Consider the following 26984-nt stretch of genomic DNA (forward strand, 5'->3'; position numbering starts at 1 on the left):
ATCGCTTATGATAGTTTCATTATAGGGAAAGGGAACCAATCATTCAACGGATTTAAGACTAGGTTAAAGAATGACGAATATCGTCTGCTTTTGAAGCTGTTACCCTCATGTTATCTGCAATTTTTTCGTTTTCAATTGTGAGCTGGTCAACAACCGCACTCATTTCTTCTAATGAGGCAGCCGCCTCCTCTATTACAGCCGCTAAGGATTCCGTCGAATTTTCCACATGTTGTGACTTTCGTAGAACTTCCGATGATAGAGTTGAAAATTCATCAAATTTAGCTGACATTCGGATAAATGTTGTCGCTACTTTTTCGAACGATGATGCCGCAATGGTCGAAGCTTGTACGTTTTCTTCTATCCGCTGATGACTAACAAACATTTGTTGAACAGCTTCTTCATTCTTTCCATTTAACTCTCGTAAGTTTTCGGTAATTCGTTCAGCTGTTTGCCGTGTCATATCTGCTAGCTTTCGAATCTCTTGTGCGACAACTGCGAATCCTTTTCCTGACTCTCCTGCTCTTGCCGCTTCAATCGAAGCATTTAAGGCAAGTAAATTTGTCTGCTCCGTAATTTTTTGAATGCTATCAGCAAAGGAATTCGTTTCCTTCACTTTTGTTGATAACTGTTGAAATGTTTGGTTAAGCGTTTTCATCAAGTCCATTAACTCATTCATTGATTGTTCCAGTCTCTTCATCTGTGATTCGCCTGCTCGTGCTGACTGCTCTGACTCTTGAACTTCATGCATGAGTTCATTAGAGAACTTCACCAATAACCCCATCGTATCCATCGTTTCACTTGCATGACGTGCAATATTTTGGATATCATCACTTTGATTTTGACTTCCCGCTGCCATTTCTTGAATGGTTTGGCGAATTTCTAGTTGCGAGTGCACATTTTGACTGACTTGTGTGTTCACTGTATCAATGTGTCGTAACATCACCTTAACATTCTCTTCTAGCTTTCTCTTTTGCTGCTCTTTATGCTCAGCGTCAGCTTCAGCCGAAAGCAATAGCTTCTCTACTTGTGTGAACTGACGCTCATTTAAACGAATGATAATGAAAAGAACCATTCCTAATAAAATATATGTCAAATAAAGAGATGATGCATTATGAATGAGAACGACTGATTCATTCGTAGCAAATGAAATATTGGCAATCATGCCGATAAACCCGAGAGCATAACCGATAAAAAACAACTTACGATAAAAGTGAATGGCAGTACATAAACCGAGAAGGAAAAAAATCGCAACGGTTGTAACCCTTCCACCGAATAAGAAAATCGAAGAAATCATAACTCCGTAGTTGACGACGGTGAAAAGATAGGGAAAAAGTATTTTTCGTTTCAACCATACTTGAGTAACAAAATAAATCACCAACAAACTAATTGTCGCTAAAAGGTAGAACATAATTTTCGCGCGATCACCTTCCATCAAGGAATGAGCAATCGCAGCCATAAATGCGACGGTAAACGTATAAAGAATAATCGTATTTTTTTGACTCAAATCTTTTTCTTTCAAAATAGCGATTTCACTCATGTTAACTCCCCTTCAAAAAAAGTGTACATTTTTAATATCGGTTATCTCGTAAAATCTTTTACTTTTCAGACAATTTAATCACCAACAAAAAAACCTTTAAGAATGGAGATTTTCCCACATTCTTAAAGGTTCGTTTTTGAACGATTGAACAGTATTACATATCCAAATCGGACGCTACTTTTCTTCGTTCTTTTTTCACTTGTTTGAAGAAGAATAATTCATACACGACTGGGACGATGATTAGCGTGAGCAACGTAGATGACGTCAATCCACCAATTACTGTGATGGCAAGCCCTTTTGAAATCAATGTTCCAGAAGAAGTTGTGAGTGCTAACGGAATCAGCGCTGCAATCGTCGCGAAAGCTGTCATTAAAATCGGACGAAGTCTAGTCTTGCCCGCTTCAATTAAAGCTTCTCTAATCGCCATTCCTTTTTCTTCTCGATTTTGCCCAATTCGATCCACCAAGACAATTGCATTCGTTGTCACGATACCGATTAACATTAAGAACCCAATCATAACACTTACCGACATCGGTTCATTGGCAATGAATAATCCAATTAAGGATCCGATTGGTACAAAGATGAGTGATGTTAAAATGATAAACGGAATTCGCGCTTTTCCAAAGGTGATGAGCATGGTAATGTACACAAGTCCGATTGCAACAAGAATCGCAAGGCCTAGCTGCTGGAATGTCTCAACCGTTTCATCACTACCTCCGCCCCCTTCTAACGAAACACTGTCCGGGAGATCTAATTTTTCAACACCTGCAATGACTTCTTGTGTCACCACTTGAATGTTATCTGAGTCAATTTGAGCAGATACTTGGGCGAAAACTTTTCCGTCAAGCTTTTGAATCGACGTAAACGTTTCAACCTCCTGTACGTCCGCAACTTCTTTAAGGACAACAGGACCTTGAGTGGAGAAGAGCACCGTTTCTTCCAGTTCTGATAAAGACGTTAAGTCTTCGTCATAAGCCAATTGAACTGAACGATCTTCACCGTCCAACGTTAGTGTCCCAACCTCAACCGGCTTTGTTTGATCGGCAACCGTTCCTAAAATTTGAAAGCCAGATAATCCGTACTGAGCAGACTTTTCCGAATCAATGTCTACGACGATTTGTGTTTGCTTTTCTGAGAAGTTGTTCGTCACATATTTTAAGTCTTTTTGTTCAAGCATATACGCTTCCACTTTTTTCGAAGCTTCCTGTAAGTCAGCTAATTCTGTGGAATATAAGTTAATATTTACGTTGTTATTGGAAGGAGGTCCTCCTGATTCAAGTTCTTGAACACCTAATTTGGCATTTGGCGATTCCTCAAATACAATGGCCTCCATGTCTTTTTCAAGCTCAGCGATAAAATCTCGAACTTCGACGTCTTCATCTAACGTTAAGAAGTAACTCGCTTGATTTTGACGTTTTAAGCCTGTTCGGAAATCGCGACTTCCAACACCCGCCGTAACTTCTACGATTTCTCCTCGTTCGTCAAACATTTCTTCTAACTGAAGTGACACTTCATTTGTCTTCTCTAAAGAAGTAGATGACGGTAATTCTACGCTAGCAATCAAAGATTTCTGTTCTTCATTTGGAATAAAGACAAACCCAAGTTGAGGAACAATGGCAAAAGAGCCACCTAACAGCGCAATCGAAAGGATAATGACAACAATTTTATGAGATAAGGACCAATCGATCGCTTTTTCATATAACCGCTGCAATCTCGTTTCTTTTTCTTCTTGTGGCACTTTTTTAAATGAAAACTTGGCTAATATCGGGACAATCGTTATCGATACAATTAAAGACATAAATAAGGCGATGACAACCGTTAAGGCAAATGGTAAGAAAAACTCACCCGTAATTCCGCCAACGAATCCTAATGGTAAGAAAACAACCATCGTTGTAATCGTTGATGATGTAATAGCCTTTAAAATTTCTTTCGTAGAATCGAGAATGATTTCATCATTTATTTTTGACTTTGACTTACGGACCCGCCTAAAAATGTTTTCGATGACAACAATACTGTCATCAACAACACGTCCAACCGCAACAGCCATTCCACCGAGCGTCATAATGTTTAATGAAATATCTAAACGATATAAGAAGATCGATGCAACGAGCAAGGATAGTGGAATGGAGATAATCGCGATAATGGTTGCCCGTACATTGCGTAAAAACAGTAGTACAGCTACCGATGCGAAAAGGGCACCAAGTAAACCTTCTTTAATTAGCGTTTGAACCGACTTTTCTATTCCCTCTGCTGAATCAAATCCAATGGCGTAGTCAACTTCATCCGAGTACGCGTTTAAAACTTCGATAACTTCATTCGCGACTTGAACGGTATTCGCATCTTGCTTTTTCGTAATCGCCATCGACAACGACTCTTGTAAATTATAGCGGGTTAGCTCAGGTTGATCCGTTATTTTTTCAATTATCGCAATGTCTTTCAAGCTAATCGGTTGAGCGTTCCCTTGCGCAAACGTTGATTGTAGCTGTAATTTTTCAAGCTCTTCTATCGCATCCATGCTCTCTTGAACACGAATTGGAATATTTAATTCATCAACCCCAATGTTTCCTGCTGGAAACGATAAATATTTTTGATTAATTTGTTGTTTAATCTGGTCTAAACTTAAGCCCGCTGCCAGCGCTTTTTCTTTATCAATAGTAATCTGAAGCAGCTCTTCCTTTAATCCTCCGACCGATACACTATTAATGCCTTCAATTTTATTTAAATCTGGGATGATTTCTTCCTCAATAATGGCCTCTAAATCCGCATCATCTTTCGCAAAAAGCGAAATATTGTAAATCGGGAATGTACCAAATGAGAAGCGATTCACTTGCGTCTGAACGACTTCAGGAAGGTCAGCGTCTCCCAAATATTCATTCACTTTTTGCTCTACTTCATCTATATCAGTATTAAAAGGAAACTCTAAGTTGATTATAGCGATGCTTTCAAACGAGGAGCTTTGCATCGATTTTAGTCCTTCAATGGATTTAAAACGACTTTCAAGCTTTTCTGTCACTTGTTCGTTAATATCTTCTGGTGATGCACCTGGGTAAATAATTTCAACTGAAAGCTGTGGAAATTCAATGTTTGGTAACAAATCGACTTTCAGCTTATTAAATGAATACAATCCTCCTAAAATAAATAGAAATGAAATAATGAATACTGCTACGGCGTTTTTCAAGCTAAACTTCGTTAAAAAATTCATTCTTTAGCTCCCCTCAAAAAAATTGACACACGTGTCAGTTTAATTAAAACAGAACCCGACACATGTGTCAATTAAAAGAGAAGATTTTATCGTTTAATTCCTTCGACAAAAATTTTATATAAGTTTTCACTCATTTCTTCCACGGATGCCCCTTGCCAATTCGGCATTTCAATCGCATAAAAAAATAAGTTTACCATCATATCTTCCGGTATATCTGTCCGTATTAGTTCAAGCTCTTGCCCTCGTCGAATAATTTGGACAATAATCATACGAATACGCTCAAATTCTTTGAACATGTCTCTCATGTTTTCTGAAAACACGAACTGCTGACTATGAAAAACGTGTCTAATCTTGTAATACTTTAAAAAGAGCTGAAGTATTTGCTTCAACTGCGTTAACGGAGCGTCTTCTTTTTCAATTTGCTCCAGTTCCGTAAAAATCGACTGCATAATTTTTTGCATGTAAACTTTGATTAGTTCTTCTTTGTTTGCATAATACTCATAAATCGTACTCCGAGAAATCGCCAATCGTTCCGAAAGAGCTTTAAAGTGGAAATGATCATAACCACGCTCTAAGAGCAATTCTTCGGTTGCCTGCATAATTTCCTCTTCACTGAATTTTTTCTTCCGTGTCATGATAATCCCCGTTCTAAATTAAATTTAACGATATTCTTTTATCTTAGCACTTTGTTCAAAGGAAAGGAACTAAGGGTACAGTTAATTAGATAAGGCTGTTTTCGTATAGATTGTTGTTTTCTCAGACATTTTTTTAAAATCAATTGTGGACATTGCGCTCCAGACACGTGCTTTCCGCGAGGAGGTGTCTAGTTTCGGCTCCTAGCGTCTAGCGAACGATGCTCTCCCTCCCTACGATAAGTCGATATCTGCTCGATTTACTCGCAGTATCTCCTATATCTCAGTACGGGAGAGCCTCTCGTGGCTGGACAGTCGCCTCCACTTTTCTACGAGCCTCTTCGGCATGCGCATGTGGGGTCTCGTCCTTTCCTCTACATCCCGCAGGAGGCACGTGTCTCCTGCTTCATTACATCGTGTAAATACGATTCTGAACAATGTACTAAAGCAACAATCCTTTAGAAAAGAGCTTTAGATAAAGAGTATTTCAGAATAACAGCTTTTATTTCTCGATACGTAATGTCTTCAGGTAACGCTTCTTTTAACGGCTTTAATTTTTCCTTTCCAATTTCTTTTATTTTCTCTAAAATTATTTCTTCATGATTCGCTGAAATGAGGCGACTCCATTCTATTGATTGACCTTCTTGAATAGAACGAAACACATGATTTTCAATGGTCACGACAGACATCCCCCGTTCCTTTGCAATGTCCTCAATGCATTTTCCGGTTTGAAATTGTTGGAAGGATTGCTTATAGCTTGGGGCTTCGTTGTTGTTTTGCTTTTGCTCCTTCATAGATGCTTCCGGATGAATCCCTTTTTCTTCAATGAATGCTCGAATGGTGCTTAAAAATAAATCTCCATATGCTTCTGCTTTTTTTCGACCGACTCCTTTCACCATCAGAAATTGGTCAATGGTGGTTGGTAATCTTCTGCTCATATCTTTTAAAGCACTATCAGCAAAAATTACGAACGGTGGCACTTTTTCTTGTTCTGCTATTCTTTTGCGTAGTTTTCTCAACCGCTCAAATAGTTCATCGTCGACGACAATTTTCTCTGTTGTCATAATTTTCCTTTTCCACACCCTTCGTTCTCCCATTAGCACCATTTTCGATTGTTCATTTAAGATGACGACCGGATATTGATCTCCTTTTAAATCAGCAAACCCTTCTGCAATGAGGAAATCTATTAAGTGAACGATATCCTTTTCGGAATGTTTTTTAAGCAATCCATAAGTAGATAGTTTTGTGAAATTCATTTCCAACACCCGTTTATTTTTGGATCCTTTTAGTACTTGAGCAACGAGCGTTTTGCCAAACTTTTCACCCATTCGCTTTATACAAGATAAAATCATTTGCGCCTCAGTTGTCACATCAATTTTAGGACGGTCATCCAAGCAGTTCATACACTTTCCACAAGTAACGGTCGTTTCATCTCCAAAATATGTTAAAATATATCGCTGTAAACAAGATTCGGTATGACAATAATCAACCATTTGTTTAAGTTTTTCATATTCTTTTTCCTTTAGTTCTTCTTGAAAATGAGATTGTTCAAGCAAAAATTTTTGCGTTTGAATATCTTGCGGCGAAAATAACAACACACACTCGCTTTGTTCACCATCTCTGCCCGCTCGCCCAGCTTCTTGATAATATGATTCCATATTTTTCGGCATATTATAATGCAGGACATAACGGACGTTGGATTTGTCAATTCCCATCCCAAATGCATTGGTCGCCACCATCACTTGTGCATCATCATGTAAAAAGCGTTCTTGCTCTTCTCCCCTCTCTTCTTTATCCATGCCTGCGTGGTATTTGGCAACCGAAATGTTTTGTTTCTGGAGAAAAGAATGAAGGTGATCAACTTCCTTTTTCGTGGCTGCATAAATAATTCCAGACTGATGTTTGTTCTTCTCTATATATTCAAATAGAAACGCTTGTTTTTTAACACCTTTTACAACGTTAAAGGAAAGATTGGAACGTGCGAAACCAGTCATCACTACATTCACTCGTTCAATTCGAAAATGATTTTGAATATCTTGAAGCACTTCAGGTGTAGCTGTGGCAGTTAATGCAACTACAATCGGTTTTTGTTCTAGCTCATCAAGCATCGGGCGAATCATACGATAATGCGGGCGAAAGTCATGCCCCCATTGGGAAACACAATGTGCTTCATCAATGGCGACAATGGATAACGGGAGATCTTGTAAGAAAGAGAGAAACGATGGAGACTCTAGTCGTTCAGGAGCAATGTACAGTAATCGATATTCTCCTTTTTTCACCTTCATAATTCGCTGATCGATTTCTTCTCCTGTTAGTGAGCTATTGATGTAAGTTGCATGGATTCCACTTTGCGCTAACGAATCAACTTGGTCTTTCATTAAGGAGATGAGGGGGGAAATGACAAGTGTAATTCCCTCTAAACATAAGGCTGGTACTTGATAACATATGGATTTTCCACCTCCAGTCGGTAAAATTCCAATGGTATCATGCCCTTTTAATACCTTTTCAACAATCTCCTTTTGCCCTTCTCGAAACTGCTCGTAGCCGAAAAAGGTTTGCAAAACTTCCTTTGCTTTTGCAATCATTTCATCACCTGCTTCTTCTTGAATCTACTTTTTCGTGATATAAATTTCACTCTTTTATCTTACCAAACAAGGAAAACTATCGATTTTTTAGTAAGACCTTTTTAAAATGAACTCTTACCATCACGCTAAGGACAATTGCTTTCCGCAGAGAGGTACTTGACCTTCTCGATAGGAATCAAGCACCTTCCACTTGATTAACAAAGAGTGAAACCGCATCTGAACAGGGTATTTTATAGACACTAAAAGCAACAATCATCAGAAATGATTTTACTAAAAATAAAAATCATGTATAGATTCCCCTTTTCTAATACAGATTAATGATGGATTTAAATAATGAAGGAGAGGTCCTTGTTTGATGGAGATCACACACGAAACAGTTATCATTGGAATTGGTATTGGTTTATTTTCTGTCATTAATTATGTTACCTTTCAAGTTCATAAACGGATGGAGAAGCTTACAAAACAAGAAGTGTTTTTTGTCTGTAGCGGAGCTTTCTTCATTTTGTTCGCACACATCGTTCCCCTCTTATCAATCCACCCTTTCGTATTCGAGATGGTGTACGGAACTATGATGTGGTATGTTGCTCCCCCTCTTTTACTACTAGCATGGAAAAAAAGTTTACGACGACTTTACTGGCATTATAAGACGAGAAGATACATTCTCTTTTTTACGAAACCTTCTACAGCAAGAGGAATCTTTTTTTCTTTCTTTTTTATGTTGGCAATCGTTAACCCTTCTTCAAACATGTATCCTGTTATCCATGCTTTCCTTTTCTTTTGTGCCTATTTATTGTGGTGGAATATTATCATTCCATCTATTTTTACTCATCAACCGAGGGAAAAGCATGCAACCATTCAAGTTATCTATAACTTCGTCATAACGACATGTATGATATACCTCTTATTCATTTGCAAGCTTCCAACAATTGAAAAAGAGCATTTAAATTTAGGTATCTATTTCTTATTAAGCTCGCAACTTATCGTACACTTGATTGCTTTGGCGAGCTTCCTAGCCAAATGGAGTAAGCGAGAGCATGTAGTAGACTCCATCAATGTAGCAGGAATGCTTGGCAAAACGCGAAAAGACAATAAATCCTTTCTGAATGAATAAAAGTCTCCACATTGCACAAAATGTGGATATCTAGGTGAATGAATGGTAAGGAGGAACAACAGCTTGGACATGACGACGCGTTACAAAAGCAATGTTATTCTCGATTATTTAACAACGGTAGATCACAAAAAAATTGCACATCTTTATTTATTTTCTGGCCTCTTTTTCTTTCTTCTTGCAGGCTTAGAAGCATTATTAATTCGTATTCAATTAATGGTCCCACAAAACGATTTTGTTTCAGCTGGCTTTTATAATCAATTATTAACGATGCATGGAACGACAATGCTATTTTTGGCGGCTACTCCTATTTTGTTTGCCTTTATGAATGCGATTGTCCCCTTGCAGATTGGAGCGAGAGATGTAGCTTTTCCATTTCTAAATTCACTCGGCTTTTGGCTTTTTCTATTTGGGGGATTGCTGCTCAATTTAAGCTGGTTTTTAGGGGGAGCACCTGATGCAGGATGGACATCGTATACAACGCTAGCAATGGAAAATCCGAATCACGGAACGGAATTTTACACGATTGGGTTGCAAATTTCCGGAATTGGGACACTTATTTCAGCCATTAATTTCATGACCACGATTATTAACATGCGAGCACCAGGAATGACGTATATGCGGATGCCTCTATTCACATGGTCGACGTTTGTTTCGTCTGCTCTTATTTTATTCGCATTTCCTGTGTTAACGATTGCGTTGCTCTTTTTAACATTTGAACGACTTTTTGGAACAGCTTTTTTTAATATTTCGTTAGGAGGAAATTCTGTCGTATGGGAGCATTTATTTTGGATTTTCGGTCATCCAGAGGTTTATCTCTTAATGCTTCCGGCCTTCGGGATTTTCTCAGAAGTCATCCCCGCTTTCTCAAGTAAGCGACTGTTCGGTTATACGTCGATGGTTTTTGCGACTGTTTTAATTGGGTTTGTCGGATTTATGGTATGGGCCCATCACATGTTTACAACGGGGTTAGGTCCAATAGCGAACTCCATATTTGCCCTTTCGACGATGCTTATTGCTGTACCAACGGGGATTAAAATTTTTAACTGGCTGTTTACGATGTGGGGTGGAAATATTCGATTTACTGCCGCCATGTTATGGGCTGTCGCTTTTATCGTTTCCTTTACGATTGGTGGTGTGACTGGAGTGATGGTTGCTGTTGCACCTGCCGACTATCAATTCCATGACAGCTACTTTGTCGTAGCCCATTTCCATTACGTACTGGTTGGGGGAGTTGCCTTTGCCGTGTTTTCAGCTCTTCATTTTTGGTGGCCGAAAATGTTCGGAACCATGCTCAATGAGACGCTAGGGAAAATCGCCTTTTGGTTATTTTTTATCGGATTTCATTTAACGTTTTTCATTCAGCACTTTTTAGGAATGTGGGGTATGCCTCGGAGAATTTTTACGTATTTACCGAATCAAGGGTACGAACTAGGGAACCTCATCAGTACTGTGGGTGCGATTTTTATGACAGCAGGGACGATTATCATACTAATTATGATTGTGCTCGCTTTTGCGAAAGGTGAAAAAGTTAGCAACGATCCATGGGACGCTCGAGCAATGGAATGGGCTCTACCTTCCCCGCCACCAGAATACAATTTCAAGCAAACGCCCCTTGTAAAAGGGCTTGATCCTTGGTGGATTGAAAAACAGGAAGGGAGAAAAGAATTAACACCTGCTGAACCCATTCAAGATATACACATGCCAAATTCAAGCATCCTACCATTCTTCATGTCGCTCGGGCTGTTTATCGCCGGCTTAAGCATCATCTACAAAAACGACATGCCGCTTGGAATAATTGGGTTCATTGTTGGGATGATTATTACCCTTCTCACCATGTTTGTCCGATCCATTAAAGACGATCATGGATACCATATTGAAAAAAGCGATATCGAAAACTCTTAAATTGAAGATTGTAGTTTTTGGTTTGAGAATGGCGGAAGCTTTAAGGATCTCATCAACTCATGATAATGTATATAAGACACATACATGATTTTACACTCACACTCCGGACATGAAAATTTATTCTCTCCGGGGTTTTTTCTTTCTACCATCTACCTATCATGATCGCTCATTCAGCTCATAGGTAATTTTTATTTTCACAGAAAAAGCGCAAAGCGCAAGTCCTTAGGCGAAGGGAGCTGGAGGACCTGCGAGGAGGCTTCCATCGCCACAGCAGGGCCGAAGCGACTCGAGCTGGTGGCGCTTGGAGCTAGACACCAAAAAAACGGTAAAGAGAATCCTTTAACACTTTATTGGACTTAAACTTTCTGTAACAGCAAAAAAAGCAAGTGGAGAAAACGAGTAATGGTCCCCACTTGCTTTTGTCTTTTACGGTGATAATCTCACGCGCAAGCCCTACTTTTTTATGAAGGCACGCGACTTTCCTTCCATTTCGGATGGTCTTCAACAAATAATATCCCTAATTCATGATGACTTCCTTCATATAACGCTCCTTGACTAAAACGAATTTCACCATTTAAGTCTTTAATTTCAAGCTTACAGTACGCGCGGTTTTTTTGGAGCGCTTCATAAAATTCACTGTCAGACTTTACTTGGAATCCGTTAACTTTTAAAATCGTTTCCCCTACTTGCAAATTCATCTTCTCTGCTGGAGAATTCGGCAAGATGCCAAGCACCATCAGTCCTTCATCCCGCTTAGAAAAGAAAAAGGCAGCAGAATCGTCATTTAAACGTTGCTTAACCGTTATGAGCTCACGTCCTACTAATGCGACAAACACCGTCACAAACGCGAATAGCGGGTACCAAAAGGAGACAACTAACGGTGCGATGCAAGCAACAGCAAGCCAAACAATACGCTTTCCAGTCGTACGAATGCTTTCTTCTGGAAGTGAACCTTGTACACGCTGTTGAAACCCAAGTACGAAAGGAACGACTAGGATTAAGTACGTTTGGTCGTGTATCGATAACACCGGCCACCAGCCGGATGGCGAAATAAAATTTCCTCCCGGAACAAGCAACAATAGCGGTAAAATCCACGTTCTTTTCGCCTCATGATTACCAATTGGAAGCCCTCGACTACTTTTGACCAAGAACGGTGTCGTGCGCTTATGAGCTGTTTGATACACAAGAATTCCTTCAGCTAGAATAAGAAGCACGATTAAAATGGCGAGCATTTGAAAATTTGTTTCATTGATTCCAACGAGGAATTGATCCATCCACGATGGATACGCACCCCATTTCATCAAGACGGCAACAAGAAAGGTTGTCACACCAATCGTAAACGCAGCCGATAACCAACGAGGCTTTACAAGTAAACTAAATAAAAACGTGACAATTGTCCAAACTAAGACGGTGCCAAAAGGGAGCGTAACCCCGAGAATTACCGTAATCAAGGATAAAATGATTCCCGCTAAAAAGCCATTTTTATACGTAAATCTGACGTCATCCCAATAATCATACACACGCGTATGAAAGGAAGCTCTCTCTCTTTTAATTTTCAAGTGACTTATGACGAGAGAATATAAAATAAAATAATAGACAAAGGGATGTAAAAAGTAACGACCAATCCCTTTTATTCCTTCAACGAGCCACTGTTCTATCAAAATGGACCCACCACCTCGAGCAAATGATTCCTTTTCTATTATTCTACCAAAGTCATTCGCTCTTCAACATCCATTTATTTTAAATTCGACCAAAGAGATACATTTGATAACGAAAAATCAAATAAGTGATCACCCGATGATATTTTTGTTACTTCTTGAATAAATACAATGGTTTTCTTTATATCCGTTAACGTCACATGAAGACGTTTTTGATTTTCGACTAAGTATTTGAGGAATTGTTCAACACAATCACGATCAATTTGATCGACATCCGTGATAGATGTATAGTTCGCTAAGTATACACAAAAGTGTTGAACTCCTTTGTACACACGCACATTCGAAAGTTGGAAGGCCATATCCATCTCTTTGAATTGTAAAAGCAGTTTTTCATAGTTTTCTTTACGAATGGTGCTAGATCTCTTGCTCAATTGTACAACATCCTTTTCTATATCTATTATGTATTCATCCATTTAGCACGAAACGGCTTTTGTGTGGATTGCGCTTTCACCAAAAGCTAAATGATTATAATTTTTGAAATTATTTTATCATACTGAAATGAAAAAAGGGTAATTTCATTTTTTTGTTAATTAATTTTAATATTTACATTACTTTTCCATTTTTGTTTTATGAACATTCTGGTTATTAGAAATTTATTTGAAAACGAGCTACCCTTAAAGTACAGCTTATTTCTCAGTCTGTTCCCGCCACCATTCTTCCGTTAAAAAAGAGGAGAAAAACAATATGCTTTTCCCCTCCAATTTATTAGACACAACCCGTCAGTTTGTTGCAACTAATTGAATAGCCGTTCTTAATTGTAAATCATTTTCCTTCTTCGTACGTTCTAATTGAACATGCTCATTGATTTTCTCAGCCGTTTTCGCATCAATATCTCCCGATTGTGGAAGCTCGTTTACTTGCTGAAATGCCTTAACTGCTGTAGCTGTTTTCTCATCAAAATATCCATCTTGCCGCCCTGTCTCAAATCCGATACCTGATAAAAGTAGTTGGGCAATTTGAACTTGTTCGTTGTTCATATCTCTCGTTAAAACATGGCCCACTTGTAGAGGGGGCGCCTTAAAATAATCCGGCTGCTTCACTTCTACCGTCGGTTCTACCCCTTTTTGATGAATCCAATGACCATCTGGTGTAAGCCATTTGTATAACGTTAATTTAATATTGCTTCCATCCTCCATCGGAATAGCTTGCTGAACGGTTCCTTTTCCGAAGGATGTTTCACCTACAATGTCATAGCCGCCTGCTTCTTTCATAGCACCTGCCAAAATCTCAGAAGCCGATGCGCTACCCTTATCCACAATAACGGTTATCGGGTAAGCTTTCTTTTCTTTTAAATCGGAGTGATACATTTGTCGCTCTCCGTTTCGGTTTTCAATTTGGATATATGGCTTTGTGTTCGGGATAAAGTGGTGAAGAATGGCTTCGACTGATTGTAAATACCCTCCCGGATTTCCCCGCACATCCAACACAAGACCGTCCATTCCTTCTTTTTCTAGCTTCAATAACTCCTTTTCAAAGTCTTTTGCCGTATTTTCAGAAAAAGAAGTAATTTCAATGACACCAATATTTTTGCCATTTTTCTTCTCAATCGTACTAAAGACTGTCTCAATTGGGATTTCATCACGTTTTACATGAAAGACTAATGGTTCTTTATGGCCCGCTCTTTCAACGGTTAGCTTAACAGTCGTTCCCTTTTCACCTCGGATTTTCAAGACGGCTTCATGAAGATTTAACCCTTCCACTGTTATTTCGTCGATTTTAATAATTTCATCATTCGGTTTTAACCCAGCCTTTTCAGCAGGAGAGTTTTTAAATGGAGAGACGATGATCATTTTTCCGTTGTTCATGCCAACTTCAGCCCCAATTCCTTCAAAAGAAGACCCGAGCGACTGAGTAAATTGTTCGGTCGTTTCTTTATCCATATAAACGGAGTATGGATCTTCCAAGGCCGATAACATGCCTTGTATGGCTCCTTTAAGTAGTTCCTCGCCTTCTATTTCTTCCACATACTTCTCCGAAATCAACTCATATGCTTGCATCACTTTTTCAAAATCAGGATGTTCCATTAGAGGGTTCGATTCGGCTGCATTTGCCATTGTAGGAACCGCCTCTTCATGTTCGAAAGGAACCTCATTTTTTTCAACTGGAATGAAATAAACGACCCCAACGAGAACACCGACTGTGAGTAATATTGAGAAAAATCTTTTTTGCATGAATTAGCCTTCCTTTCGTCTTAAAATTCAACAGCTGAATCGATTCACGTACATCGCTTCTCTGCTTTAGTATATGCATAGCTTGTACGCATCATGTAAGTGAAAGGAAAACAAACGAAACGAGAAATATCGATATGAACTCTTCTACCGAACCATTCGGCAAAAGAAAAAATATGAGGGTGTCACAATAGTAGCTGGGGACACTCATTCTTTGTTTGAAAATACAAGGATCTTTTTGGGCATACACATCATTGCGAAAGGTGGACGCTTTTCGCAGAGGTCACAAGTTCGTCTGCGGGGGCTTCAGCTCGTGCTGGTCCCGCAGAAGTCACCGCCTTTGGTCAATTATTTCATTTATACGAAAACTGGCAAGTGAAAAAGAAGGCTGATTTCATATAGATTGTTGCTTTTTCAGACATTTTTAAAATCAATCTGAACATTGCGCTCCAGACACTTGCTTTCCGCGGGGAGGAAGTCACCTCCACAACACAACTAAAAGGTAAAAACCTTTCTTATTGTATAAAGAGTAAACATAAACCCATTAATTCTTTTTCTTCTCCCTCGTCCTCCTTAACATCCAAAAATGATATTGAAAGTTCTTTTATTTTTAAACTTTAAAGGGATTTATTCCTCTAGAAAAATTGCGAACGAACTCAAACAAAACATTTATTTCATGTTTTTTCCACAAAATACCCATATTAAGTCAAATCCTAAAACAAAAAGAGGCATGAGCCTCAAAAGTCATATCTTAATGAACTTTTGACTCAGCCTCTCCTATCCCTTTATTGTTGCACAACCGCCTTTTGTTTTACAGGCTGGCGGTCTACCAAATAAAACATCCTCCAATATATAATAGCACTCACGAAAGCTAGAAAGGCAATGCTATAAAATGTAAAGGTAAAGCCAATCATGGTCGTAAGAGGTATTGCAATAGGTGCAATCGTACGCCCAATGGTAAATCGCAAATCTGAAGCTGCAAAATATTGCCCTCTCATATCTTCAGGGGCTAATTTAGACACAAACCCTTGCTGAACCCCTACGACCATCAATTCACCAATTGTAAAGATAAGCATCGCAAACATTAAGAAAAACATATTCATGGAATGAGCAAACAGGATCATTCCAATCCCATACGTAACCGCAGACCCAATAAAGACGGACTTCTCCTTATATCGACTCATCCATCTCGTCATCACAACCGTAAACAAGGCGACAAGTAGCCCGTTTTCAGATATTAAAATCCCGAATAACTTTTCACCTGTAATTGTATAGGAAAATAGCGTTTGGTCTGGGACCATTTCCGACACATATACAGCGATTAACAAATCAAGCTGCATAAATGTTTGTGCAACTAAAATACCTGCGATAATAAAAAGAAGAAACACCTTATCCGTCGTAATGATTCGATAGGAACTTACTTGGTCTTTCACATATTCATACCATGGTCGTTTTCCGCCTCTTTGTTGGCTAATCACGTGTTTTTTCGGTGCCGTTTCGCGAATATACTTCCACAAAATAAAAGCGAAGACGAAACTAATCATCATTCCGGTTAGCAACAGTTCAAATCGATATTGGAAGAAAAATAAACTCCCGAGTAATGGACCGATTACGACCGTAATATTAATGGCTGTATAAAAAACGGCAAACACGGCATTTCGATGTTGCTCTGGTACGACGTCCGCCACCATCGCATGACTGGCCGGCCAATAGAGCATTGAAAATATTCCTAATAACGAAAATGCGACGAATGTAAGAATGGGCGAATTGTACCAAGGGGAATTAGCGAACGCAAATAAAACAAAAGCACTCCCTGCTCCAACATAGGAAGACACCATCATTTTTTTCCTTCCAATATGGTCAGCTAAATAACCACCTAGTAAATTGGCAAAGACTCCAAACAGTTGAGAAACAATTAACAACATGCCAGCTGTCACTTTTCCAAATGACTCGGCAAAATAAATCGACATAAACGGAAAATACATCCAAAATAAAATATTGATAACCCCTTCTCCAAGAAGGCGTATCTTTAAGTTTAAATCCCAATCTTTCCATTTCAAGATGATCACCACTTTTTCATTTATTCAAACAACCTAGCCACCATCAAAATCTCCCTCAAATTTCTTACTAATGATTACAAGCATGAACATCTACCTCCTGAATTTAAAATATTTTTATATACTCAAAGCAAAAGCTTCGGTATCCAAAATAAAGCAAATAAGAAAAGCCCAAAGCGCAAGTCCTTAGGCGAAGGGCGCTGGAGGACCTGCAAAGAGGCTTCCGTCGCTGATGGCGCTTGGAGCTAGACACCAAAAAACTGTAAAGAGAATACTTTAACACTTTATTGAACGTAAACTTTCTGTAACAACAAAAAAACGCACCGCAAGACTGCGATGCGCCTAGGCATACTCTTTGATAAATAAAAAACGCAGCTCACGATATTTGATCCGTGACCTGCGTAAAAATATCTAACAAGACATATAGAAACTACATGCTTAATGTGGTCACGTAATCCTGTTTATGAAATTTTGTTTGAACATACGTTTTTACTGTTTTCATGTTACGTGACCTCCTTTTATACTATTTCGGTGTAATTTTACTGAATTTTCCTTCAAATGTCAATGTTATTTACTCAACTAGCTTATTAATTATTGAACAATAAACTTTCCAACCATTCCTGCCTCTTTATGTCCTGGAACTGTACAGTAAAATTCGAATTCACCTGTTTCTTTCGGAATGAACTTTATCTTAACAACATCCTCAGAGTTAGTATTTAAATGAATTGAATTCATCATTCCCTCATCATGCCCTTCATCAGCATACACTTTTATCCCGCCTAACATTTTCCAGATGAATGAGACCGTTTCAGGATGATCTGCCATTTCGCTCATATAGATAATCTCAACATCAAGACCTTTAGACGTCAAATCATGGAATACTTGACCATCATTTTTCATGATGAGCTCATACTCTTGTCCCTGCTTAAGTTGAATAATATTTGGGTCATACCCCATCTCAAATGCACTCACTTCGACTATATAATCCTCAGTATTATTACTACCAGGGATATCTTCCATCGTACTAGTTGCTTCACTTACTTCTACCTTTGTTTCATCTTCTTTTGATACATCGCTTTCGTTAGTTGATGAACACCCTGCAAGTAGCAAGCTGAATGCTAATGCCGTAAATATTGTGTAGAAAAGTCTATTAATATTCAGCACTGTTCCCCTCCCATGTTGATTATTTATAATGATACTAACTATTTTATAATTAGACGGAATATTCCGCAAATTAAGTTGTTCATTAAATTACGGTGGAGAACACTTACCTTAAAACAACATTATGAATGAATCTTTTATTAGGTTTACTAAAAATAGAGAGTTGAGGAACTCCTCATTTAGATGTAATCAATTAGTTACTATCATTGAACTAGAAAACTTTTTTTGAAGAGAAATGGCTTAATAATCTATTACAATCAAAAATGAGATTGCCGAACAATGTCAACAATCTCATGAATAAACTATTGTATAACGCCATTATAAACCAATTTTCCCCAATCACTTGCACCATCCGTTGAGAAAAACACATGTCCATTAAATGTAGCAAAGACGACTTCCTTTGGTTCTTGAGGGTTTTGAGCTAAATATATTATCCCATCCTGTCCAAGCTTCGGAAGCGGAACTTCACTTTTTCGCTTATCTTGAAGAGAATACTTTACCAACTTTGCGTCACCTTCATAGACACTATACCATAAAATGTCTTTTGAAAAATAAACGGAAGTTCCCTGACTATCTTTAGTTATATAATCAAAATTCTCTCCACCATCTTCTGAAAGAAGAATCCCTCCCTGACTTGCGACTGCTATGATTAGATCATTTGTTGGATGAACTGCAATACTCAACACCTTTTTATTTAAATTATTTGCTTGCACCTTCTTCCATGAATTCCCATTATCTCTAGATACATAAAGTCCTTTATTCATTTTGGAGTTTTTGTATTCATTCAACACATAAATCGTATGATTTTCATATCCAACACCCATTGCATGGAAATCACTTTCCCCCTCAAATCCTAAATCGATTAAGCTCTTGCCATTATCCCTACTCATCTTTAATCCAAGAGGATTTGAAAGATTAACCCCCATACCTGGGTGCCCACTCGTATAAAATCCTTGGCTTACTGCATTAAAACCCATATAATCATTGTTTTGACCTTTTGTTTTATACCAATTTCCATTATCAAATATTTTTAATCCATCATGCGTGGCAAAAAAAATAGCGTTTTGATTCCCTGCATAGCCTAAACCGTGTATATGGGAAATTTCCCCTTTATATCCTTCCAAAAATTCATTTGAACCTAATCCCTCTTCTATCCCAGTCATTTCATCTGTTGTCTGTTCACTAAGTAATTGTTCTGTATTTTCTCCTGTTTCGGTTTCCTCATTACCACAAGCTGAAAGAATGATCATTAGGATGATTGCTCCAGTTGTCAAAACTTGTTTTCTCAATCTTATTCCCTCCAGTTCTTTTTGATGAATTGTTCCTCTTGAGCATTTACCGATGAATCATTAATAATTGATATCATCTCCAACAATGAAAACATAATGTCGTATCACGAAATATATACTTAACTTGAATGCACGAATGTTTGAAAAACAAACAGAGTTCATTTAAAGAATGGCACATGCTAAAATAAAACAAACGGAATAGAGTCATCCTTACAATTAAAAGATGGATGACTCTACTCAAGATTCTTAATGAATGAGTGATACTGCTTCTTTCTTATCCTCCATGCTAGGTGTGAAATCGTATTTCTGCTCTATAAATACTTGATGCCAAATCATAAACGATAGAAGCGTCCACAATTTTCTGCTATAGTCTCTTTTCCCTTTGTAATGATCCTCTAATAATTGGAAAATCACTTTTTTATCAAATAAATATTCTGTAGGACTTTCCTGGATTAAGTTGAACGCCCATTCATACATTTCATTTTTGAGCCAATAGCGAATTGGAACTGGAAATCCAAGCTTTTTACGATGTAAGACATGCTCTGGAACAATACCTTCAGCTGCTTTTCGTAATACATACTTTGTCGTTTGCGATGCTGTTTTCAGTTCTGGCGGAATTTTTGCTGCAACTTCAAAGACCCCTCTATCAAGAAATGGAACACGTAACTCTAAGGAATGAGCCATCGTCATCTTGTCTGCTTTTAATAAAATATCTCCTCGAAGCCACGTATGGATATCAATATATTGCATTTGATTGACCGGTACATAACCTTTTGATTGTTCAAAATATTTAGATGTCACTGTTGTATATTCTATCCCTGATTTATACTTGTTTAATAGAAGTTGTTTCTCTTCCTCAATAAACATTTTGGCATTCCCAACATACCTTTTTTCAATAGGTGTAGTTCCACGCTCGATAAAGCTTTTACCTTTTACACCTTCTGGTAAGATTCGAGCAACCCTATTTAAAAGGTTGTTTATTGGTCTTGGGATTTGTTCAAACACTTTTAATGCCTCTGGCTCTCGATAAATATTGTAGCCCCCGAATAGTTCATCTGCTCCCTCGCCGGATAGAACCACCGTGACATGTTTTCTAGCTTCACGTGCTATAAAGTATAGTGGAATTGCAGCTGGATCCGCTAAAGGGTCGTCCATATGCCACATAATCCTCGGTAATTCTTTCATATACTCCTCAGGCGAGACAACGTAACTAATATTTTCTATCCCTAATTTTGAGGCGGTCTCTTTTGCTATATCAACTTCACTAAATCCTTCATGAGAAAACCCAACAGAAAATGTTTTTAAATTCGGGTTAAATTCCTTTGCTATGGCAGCTATAAAAGTGGAGTCAATTCCACCTGATAAGAATGCTCCTACAGGTACATCACTCCTCATGTGGACCTCAACGGAATCATAGAGTGCATTTTGAATTTCATAAACATGCGCAACTTCATCTTTTACAACCGGTTGAAAATGTACTTTCCAATATGGAAAAATTGTTATTGGCTCCCCTATCCTCTTTTTCATATAATGACCCGGTTCTAACTTATATATATCATTTGTCATTGTTAATGGTTCAGGTACATACTGAAACGTTAAATAATGTTGCAACGACTCTTGATTCACACGGTCATTTTCTAATATAGAAAGAATGCTTTTCTTTTCTGAAGCCACAAACAATCGATCACTTTTCTCCATGTAAAATAGTGGTTTAATCCCAAAAGGGTCTCGAGCCACAAATAGTTCTTTTTCTTGTTTATCCCAAATTGCAAATGCAAACATTCCTCGGAGCTTTTCTACCACACGTTCTCTTATTCTACTATATATTGCAATAATCACTTCTGTATCTGATTGTGTTTCCAATTGAAGCCCATCTTTTATAAGTTCTTCTCTTAACTCCAAATAATTATAAATTTCACCATTAAAAATAATCCAGTAGCGGTCATTCTCGTATGATAGTGGTTGATGTCCCGATTCTATATCAATAATACTAAGGCGACGAAAACCGAAGCTTACATATTCATCAAAAAAATATCCCTCATCATCCGGTCCTCTATGAATAATTTGGTTATTCATTTGATAAAAATTCTCTTCCCACATAATGTCTTTTTGTTGTTCAAAATCAAAAATACAACCGACAAACCCACACATATTTTTTCACCATTCTTCCAAAGAATAATTTTTTTCGTACGAAGTATGTATAACAAAAAAATATGCAGAAATTATGGATGGGTATCTAAAAGTTTTTCATAAATTCTCCATGGTTTCTCCATAGTTAACGGTTATGATCTGTAGAGAAGTAACAAGGGGGGCTATAATCAATGTGATTGAACTAACTTACATTTTAGCGTTTTCTATAATATTCCTATCCTATTTTTTATTAAAAAGTCCAGGGAATTACCCAACATTTCATCTGCTTTCATGGTTGAATTTCCTCCTATTTCTAATATTTTTAATGGTTAGCTACAACCTTATATCAAATATTGTATGGAAAAGTGAAACGAGTATTGCAGAAGAACTTAAGTATGGCATTGAAACAAAGAATAACCAGATAAAACATGAGGAACTACCAATTCAGAATGAAGTGATTCCAATTGATGCTCCTACCCTTTCTCAATTACCAGAATTACCTAGAGGCTGCGAAGTAACAGCTCTTGCAATGCTATTGAATTACGCTGGAGTAAAAGTAGATAAGATGACTCTTGCTAAGCAAGTAAAAAAAGATCCAACACCCTTTGAGGTCAAGAACGGAAAAATTTATTTTGGGCATCCGAATAAAGGATTCGTTGGAGATATGTTTTCAAGAGAAAATCCTGGGTACGGTGTATACCATAAACCTATAAGAGCATTAGCACAATTATATTTATCTAGTAAAATCATTGATTTAACAGGAGAACCGTTTGAAGTCATCCAACAACATTTATCAAAGGGAACTCCCGTGTGGGTCATAACGAATACAACGTACCAGAAACTTCCTCAAACAGCATTTATTGAATGGCATACTTCGGAAGGGCCAATTAATATTACGATGCGGGAGCATTCTGTTTTAATTACCGGATATGATGAACATTCCATTTACTTTAATGATCCATTATCTGGTAAAAAAAAGAAAACGCCAAAAGAAGATTTCATAGAAGCATGGGAACAAATGGGAAAACAAGCTATCACCTACAAATAGTGATTCATGATGGAGGGATAACATGAAAAAATTTTACTTTAGTGTCATATTTCTCACATTGATGACAATATCTGTGGCATGCTCGAGCGCTTCTGAATCTATGGAGAAACATGATATGTCAAATATGGAAAATGAATCTAGATCACAGCAGGATTTGGAAGAAGCAACAGTTGATACGAAAGTTCTATCAACAAACGAAATGACCATTACCGCACAGGAAGCAACGTTACAACTTACAAAAGATGTAACAGTCCCGGTCTATACGTTTAACGGTTCGGTTCCCGGTTCACAAATTCGAATTAAACAAGGCGAGACTGTAAAAGTTCATTTAAAAAATGAACTTCCTGAACCCGTAACGATACATTGGCACGGTTATCCTGTTCCCAATAATCAAGACGGGGTTCCTGGTGTCACAATGGATGCGGTAAAACCTGGGGAGACATTTACGTATGAATTTACAGCTTCAGTTCCAGGAACTTATTGGTATCACTCTCATCAAGAAAGTGCAGAGCAAGTAGATAAAGGACTATACGGTACGTTAATTGTAGAACCACAAGAAGGGGAGCTAGTAGACCGCGACTACACTCTCGTCCTGGATGAATGGATGAGTAATCCTCCGACCGATGATGAGGAAGGGAATGTACATGGAAACATGCATCATGGCCACGGTGCCAATGCAATGACACACGATATGAGTATGTATGATATTTTTACAATCAACGGAAAGAGTGGGTCTGAAGTAGAGCCCCTGAAAGTGAAAAAGGGAGAAAAAGTAAAACTCAGGCTCGTCAATGCCGGTTACATGCCACACGACATTCATCTTCATGGTCACGAATTTAAAATAACAGCCGTAGATGGGCAACAAATACAAAACCCTTCAATGATTCGAGATGAAATAATACGAATTGCTCCGGGCGAACGGTATGATATTGAATTTATTGCGGATAATCCAGGGGAATGGATGTTAGAGTGTCATAGCAACATGGATGGAGCAAAAGGGATGAATGCCATTATACAATATGAAGAAACAGAAAGTTCAACAGCTGATCAATCAAATTCATCCAAATCATTACCATTCGTAAACTTAACAAAATATGGTGAACCATTACAAGGTGAGTTTACTTTAGAGCAAAACTATGATGTGGAGTATACGATGAATCTTGGAACAGGCATGAACGAAGATGGGATGATATTCACCATAAACAACAAAATATTCCCCAATACTTTACCTATTCATGTTGAAACGGGAGATTTAGTAAAAGTGAAGTTAGTTAATCAGTCCAAGCATGATTTACACCCTATGCACTTACATGGACACTTCTTCCAAGTATTAAGTAAAAATGGAGTTCCTGTTCAAGGATCACCTCTCATTAAGGATTCATTAAATATAGAACCTGGGGAAGAATATATTGTGGCATTTAAAGCAGATAACCCTGGCATTTGGATGTTCCACTGCCATGATCTCCATCATGCTTCTGCAGGGATGGTTACGACTGTGAATTATCAAGATTTTAAACCTGAATACCAACCAGACCCAAATGACACCACCAATAAAGGAGAATAGAAAACATTTAAGGTAGCCGCATGTGAGGGCTACCTTTACGATTTTAGAACGCTTTGATTATTCCACCCATTTATACCCAATTCCCCATACGGTATGGAGAAATTGATCAACTGGAAACCCAGCCTTTCTGAGCTTTTCCCTTAAGTTTTTTACATGAGAGTCAATTGTACGCTCGTCTGTATCGGAATGATATCCCCATAATGAAAGAATCATCTGTTCTCTACTGAAAACGCGACTAGGATTTTTCAAGAAAAGACCTAATACGGCAAATTCCTTCGGAGTAAGATGGATGGAATTATTTCGATAGAGTACTTTAAATGCGACTTCATCCCATAAAAGTCCATTAAATTCAATTTTATCATCTTTATTCGAAAGTCTTCGTAGAACGGCATTCACCCGAGCAAGTAACTCCGCTTCATCAAACGGCTTCGTAATATAATCATCTGCACCCAAATTTAACCCTTTAACTTTATCCATGATTTGATCCCGTGCAGTCAACATAATGATGGGAATTTCAGATATTTCACGCAATCGTCTGCATATTTCAAAGCCATCCATATCTGGCATCATAATGTCAAGTAAAACTAAATCGATGTTATTTGATTCGACGGTATCAAGAGCTGATAGACCCGATTCACATTTAATGCACCGATAGCCCCTTGGGGAAAGGTACAGTTCTAATAAATCTAACATTCTTTTTTCATCATCCACCAATAAAATCGTTCTCATTGACTATTCCCTTTCCAATAATGTAATGATGATTTTCGTACCCTTATGAAGCTCACTTTCGACGCTGATGGACCCGCCATGCGCTTCTACTATTTCTTTCACAATTGATAATCCAAGACCTGTTCCCCCTGTACTTCGTGATCTAGATTTATCTACACGATATAAACGATCAAATATATGAGGTAAATCTTCAACTGGTATGCCAGTACCTTGATCGGTAACTGTCAGAACAATCTTTTGATTTATTTTTTTCCCTTCTACCCAAACGTTTGATTGAGGTTTAGAATGTTTTAGTGCATTATCTAATAAATTCATCATTACTTGACCAAATCGTTTTCGATCTATGTGTACATCTATATGTTGATCACACTTTAACATTAACTGCACGTTTTTTTCTAGAAAAGCAGGTGTCATTTTATCACAAATTTTCTCTAGAAATGGATATAGGGAAGTCTCTTCTTTTTCTATATGAAAAGTATGTTGATCTATTTTTGCTAATTCAAACAGATCCTTCACGAGTTTTTCCATATTCTCTGCTTCCTCATATATAATGGTCAAATACTTCCTTCTATTCGTTTCATCTATTTCTGGTCTTTTCGCTACTTCAGCATAACCTTTGACATACGTAAGAGGAGTTCTTAGTTCATGAGAAATACTTGCCAGAAATTCATTTCTCTCTTTCTTCAAATATTCCAAGTCTCTTGCTAACGTTTGAATGGCATTTCCGAGCTCTGCCAATTCATCCCCTCCTTTCATATGCAAACGCACAGAGAAATCTCCTTTGCTTAATTTTTCTGTCGCTTGTTTCATACGTATTAGGGGAAACGTAATCGCTCTCGTTAAAATCATGATTGTCCCAATTGTAAGGAGTACAGTGAGGATGCCTACAAGGATAAAATGGTGCTTAAGCTTACTAATCATATTTCGGATTGAATCTGTATTTTGGAACATGATGACATACCCTACTTTTTCCCCATTACGTTGAATAGGGCTAACGGTAGAAATATGTGATCCACTTTCCCAATTCCCTTGAACAATCGTCCCCTCATAGGGAGCGTTTTCTAATTTAATACTGGCAACTAATTGCTTCCCAATAGGGTAGATGGCACTCGAATAATAAAGTAACTCTCCTTTTTCATTCGTAATGACAACATCTGTTTCCGACTCCGACTCCATCATCACAACATGCTCAAAAGTGGAAGGAGAATAATGCTTCTCTAATACGTCACGATGACTATTCCCCCTTGCTAATAGTTGAGCAAACTCTTCTTCGATTCTCGTATCAACTAATGTAAGATACAAAGAGATGAACAAGACAATCTCAATTCCTAAAACGAAAATTAAAAAGAGAATTCCTAGCTTCAAAGAAATTTTTCTCAACTGATACCATCCTTTTTAAACGCCCATGATAGTTAATTACGCCCAATAAGTGAAAGTGTCTGTTACTCCTATTAATATAATGAACCAACCTGCTAGTTTTTGAACTCTTTTTCCTAATTTCCTTCCTTTTTTGAGTAACGAACTTTCGAAGTCAAAAAACCAAATGAAAAATAATGAAAAAATAAGCGGTACAGAGGTTCCAATTGCAAAAATCGATGGAAGTACAGCTCCGTATTTAGTTGATAAAACAAGTGGCATTAATGATGCGAAAAAGAGCACAAACATTGTAGGACAAAACCCTAACGAAAAGCTAAATCCCATAAGAAAAGCACCTAGTCTCCCTTTTTTTAATAGCTTGTCCGGAACTTTTCCTAATGACACAGTCCAATGCATTTTTATATAACCTGCTAAATATAGACCAATGAGAATCATGATTGGGCCAATCAATTTTCTAACCCATGGAAATACAAGAGTTAATGTCGTTCGAAACTCTTGTCCTAAAATCCAAACGGAAAAACCGATCGCTGAAAACACTACTACCTTACCTAAGATGAAAAACATAACTTCTGTCCAGACCACTTTTTCTTTTAATGATTTATGACCATAAAAAGTGATTGCACCTAGATTACCTGTAAACTGACAAGGGGCTAAAGCTCCTACCAATCCTAATAAAAATGCGGCAATTAAAGGAATACTTTCTACACTATGTAACACGTTTAATAATGGTTGGCTAAGTAGATTACTGATAGTTGAAAAGATTTGATACATCTT

18 protein-coding genes and 1 pseudogene are annotated in these 26984 nt (G+C 37.8%); 5 read left to right on the forward strand and 14 right to left on the reverse strand.

Annotated features, from left to right (window positions below):
* Positions 1-58 precede the first annotated feature (58 nt).
* From ML543_RS15020 to recQ, 4 genes are all read right to left on the reverse strand, one after another.
* Complete coding sequence (locus ML543_RS15020) at positions 59-1537, reverse strand: methyl-accepting chemotaxis protein (protein ID WP_243388249.1); 1479 nt, start codon at positions 1535-1537, stop codon at positions 59-61.
* 154 nt (positions 1538-1691) lie between these two features.
* Positions 1692-4739, reverse strand: coding sequence for an efflux RND transporter permease subunit (locus tag ML543_RS15025; protein WP_243388250.1), 3048 nt, complete (start codon positions 4737-4739; stop codon positions 1692-1694).
* 86 nt (positions 4740-4825) lie between these two features.
* A complete protein-coding gene (locus ML543_RS15030; protein WP_243388251.1) occupies positions 4826-5374 on the reverse strand; it encodes a TetR/AcrR family transcriptional regulator in 549 nt (182 codons plus the stop codon).
* Between the two features lie 455 nt (positions 5375-5829).
* Positions 5830-7956, reverse strand: coding sequence for a DNA helicase RecQ (gene recQ, locus ML543_RS15035; RefSeq protein WP_243388252.1), 2127 nt, complete (start codon positions 7954-7956; stop codon positions 5830-5832).
* Positions 7957-8308: 352 nt separating this feature from the next.
* Between recQ and ML543_RS15040 the strand changes: the two genes are divergently transcribed.
* Positions 8309-9067, forward strand: coding sequence for a hypothetical protein (locus tag ML543_RS15040; RefSeq protein ID WP_243388253.1), 759 nt, complete (start codon positions 8309-8311; stop codon positions 9065-9067).
* Positions 9068-9136: 69 nt separating this feature from the next.
* Positions 9137-10969 (forward strand): cytochrome c oxidase subunit I, encoded by a 1833-nt coding sequence (ctaD, locus tag ML543_RS15045; protein WP_243388292.1) that lies wholly within the window; start codon positions 9137-9139, stop codon positions 10967-10969.
* 461 nt (positions 10970-11430) lie between these two features.
* Here the strand turns inward: ctaD and ML543_RS15050 are convergent, their stop codons facing one another.
* From ML543_RS15050 to ML543_RS15060, 3 genes are all read right to left on the reverse strand, one after another.
* Positions 11431-12630, reverse strand: a complete 1200-nt coding sequence (locus ML543_RS15050; protein WP_243388254.1) for a PDZ domain-containing protein — start codon at positions 12628-12630, stop codon at positions 11431-11433.
* Positions 12631-12704: 74 nt separating this feature from the next.
* Positions 12705-13058 carry a swarming motility protein SwrAA gene (locus tag ML543_RS15055; protein WP_243388255.1) on the reverse strand — a complete coding sequence of 118 codons (354 nt, stop codon included), beginning with the start codon at positions 13056-13058 and terminating at the stop codon, positions 12705-12707.
* Between the two features lie 348 nt (positions 13059-13406).
* Complete coding sequence (locus ML543_RS15060) at positions 13407-14858, reverse strand: S41 family peptidase (RefSeq protein ID WP_243388256.1); 1452 nt, start codon at positions 14856-14858, stop codon at positions 13407-13409.
* 574 nt (positions 14859-15432) lie between these two features.
* Between ML543_RS15060 and ML543_RS17215 the strand changes: the two are divergent.
* Positions 15433-15537 (forward strand): annotated as a pseudogene (locus ML543_RS17215) (transposase); the annotation flags it as partial.
* A gap of 103 nt (positions 15538-15640) precedes the next feature.
* On the opposite strand, the gene ML543_RS15070 reads toward ML543_RS17215, so the two are convergent.
* From ML543_RS15070 to asnB, 4 genes are all read right to left on the reverse strand, one after another.
* Positions 15641-16915, reverse strand: a complete 1275-nt coding sequence (locus tag ML543_RS15070) for an MDR family MFS transporter (protein ID WP_243388258.1) — start codon at positions 16913-16915, stop codon at positions 15641-15643.
* Between the two features lie 588 nt (positions 16916-17503).
* Positions 17504-18076, reverse strand: coding sequence for a plastocyanin/azurin family copper-binding protein (locus ML543_RS15075; RefSeq protein WP_243388259.1), 573 nt, complete (start codon positions 18074-18076; stop codon positions 17504-17506).
* 299 nt (positions 18077-18375) lie between these two features.
* Positions 18376-19362, reverse strand: a complete 987-nt coding sequence (locus tag ML543_RS15080; RefSeq protein ID WP_243388260.1) for a F510_1955 family glycosylhydrolase — start codon at positions 19360-19362, stop codon at positions 18376-18378.
* Positions 19363-19608: 246 nt separating this feature from the next.
* Complete coding sequence (asnB, locus tag ML543_RS15085) at positions 19609-21513, reverse strand: asparagine synthase (glutamine-hydrolyzing) (protein ID WP_243388261.1); 1905 nt, start codon at positions 21511-21513, stop codon at positions 19609-19611.
* A 172-nt stretch (positions 21514-21685) separates the two neighbouring features.
* On the opposite strand from asnB, the gene ML543_RS15090 reads away from it, so the two are divergent.
* Positions 21686-22540, forward strand: coding sequence for a C39 family peptidase (locus ML543_RS15090; protein WP_243388262.1), 855 nt, complete (start codon positions 21686-21688; stop codon positions 22538-22540).
* Between the two features lie 22 nt (positions 22541-22562).
* Positions 22563-24104: a multicopper oxidase family protein gene (locus ML543_RS15095; RefSeq protein ID WP_243388263.1), complete on the forward strand. Its 1542-nt coding sequence runs from the start codon at positions 22563-22565 to the stop codon at positions 24102-24104.
* A gap of 57 nt (positions 24105-24161) precedes the next feature.
* On the opposite strand, the gene ML543_RS15100 is transcribed toward ML543_RS15095, so the two are convergent.
* From ML543_RS15100 to ML543_RS15110, 3 genes are read right to left on the reverse strand one after another with little or no spacing between them, the layout of a single operon-like run.
* A complete protein-coding gene (locus ML543_RS15100; protein WP_243388264.1) occupies positions 24162-24833 on the reverse strand; it encodes a response regulator transcription factor in 672 nt (223 codons plus the stop codon).
* Positions 24834-24836: 3 nt separating this feature from the next.
* The gene (locus ML543_RS15105; RefSeq protein ID WP_243388265.1) at positions 24837-26213 is read right to left on the reverse strand and encodes a sensor histidine kinase; all 1377 of its coding nucleotides are present in this window, start codon (positions 26211-26213) and stop codon (positions 24837-24839) included.
* A 36-nt stretch (positions 26214-26249) separates the two neighbouring features.
* Positions 26250-26981, reverse strand: coding sequence for an urease accessory protein UreH domain-containing protein (locus ML543_RS15110; RefSeq protein ID WP_243388266.1), 732 nt, complete (start codon positions 26979-26981; stop codon positions 26250-26252).
* Positions 26982-26984 lie beyond the last annotated feature (3 nt).

Source organism: Bacillus kexueae (genome assembly GCF_022809095.1).
In the GTDB taxonomy this organism is placed as follows: domain Bacteria; phylum Bacillota; class Bacilli; order Bacillales; family Aeribacillaceae; genus Bacillus_BZ; species Bacillus_BZ kexueae.

Coding starts and splice junctions, on each gene's coding strand:
- ML543_RS15020 (WP_243388249.1), bottom strand. CDS start 1,537: ATGAGTGAAATCGCTATTTTGAAAGAAAAAGATTTGAGTCAAAAAAAT.
- ML543_RS15025 (WP_243388250.1), bottom strand. CDS start 4,739: ATGAATTTTTTAACGAAGTTTAGCTTGAAAAACGCCGTAGCAGTATTC.
- ML543_RS15030 (WP_243388251.1), bottom strand. CDS start 5,374: ATGACACGGAAGAAAAAATTCAGTGAAGAGGAAATTATGCAGGCAACC.
- recQ (WP_243388252.1), bottom strand. CDS start 7,956: ATGATTGCAAAAGCAAAGGAAGTTTTGCAAACCTTTTTCGGCTACGAG.
- ctaD (WP_243388292.1), top strand. CDS start 9,137: ATGACGACGCGTTACAAAAGCAATGTTATTCTCGATTATTTAACAACG.
- ML543_RS15060 (WP_243388256.1), bottom strand. CDS start 14,858: ATGCAAAAAAGATTTTTCTCAATATTACTCACAGTCGGTGTTCTCGTT.
- asnB (WP_243388261.1), bottom strand. CDS start 21,513: ATGTGTGGGTTTGTCGGTTGTATTTTTGATTTTGAACAACAAAAAGAC.
- ML543_RS15095 (WP_243388263.1), top strand. CDS start 22,563: ATGAAAAAATTTTACTTTAGTGTCATATTTCTCACATTGATGACAATA.
- ML543_RS15100 (WP_243388264.1), bottom strand. CDS start 24,833: ATGAGAACGATTTTATTGGTGGATGATGAAAAAAGAATGTTAGATTTA.
- ML543_RS15110 (WP_243388266.1), bottom strand. CDS start 26,981: ATGTATCAAATCTTTTCAACTATCAGTAATCTACTTAGCCAACCATTA.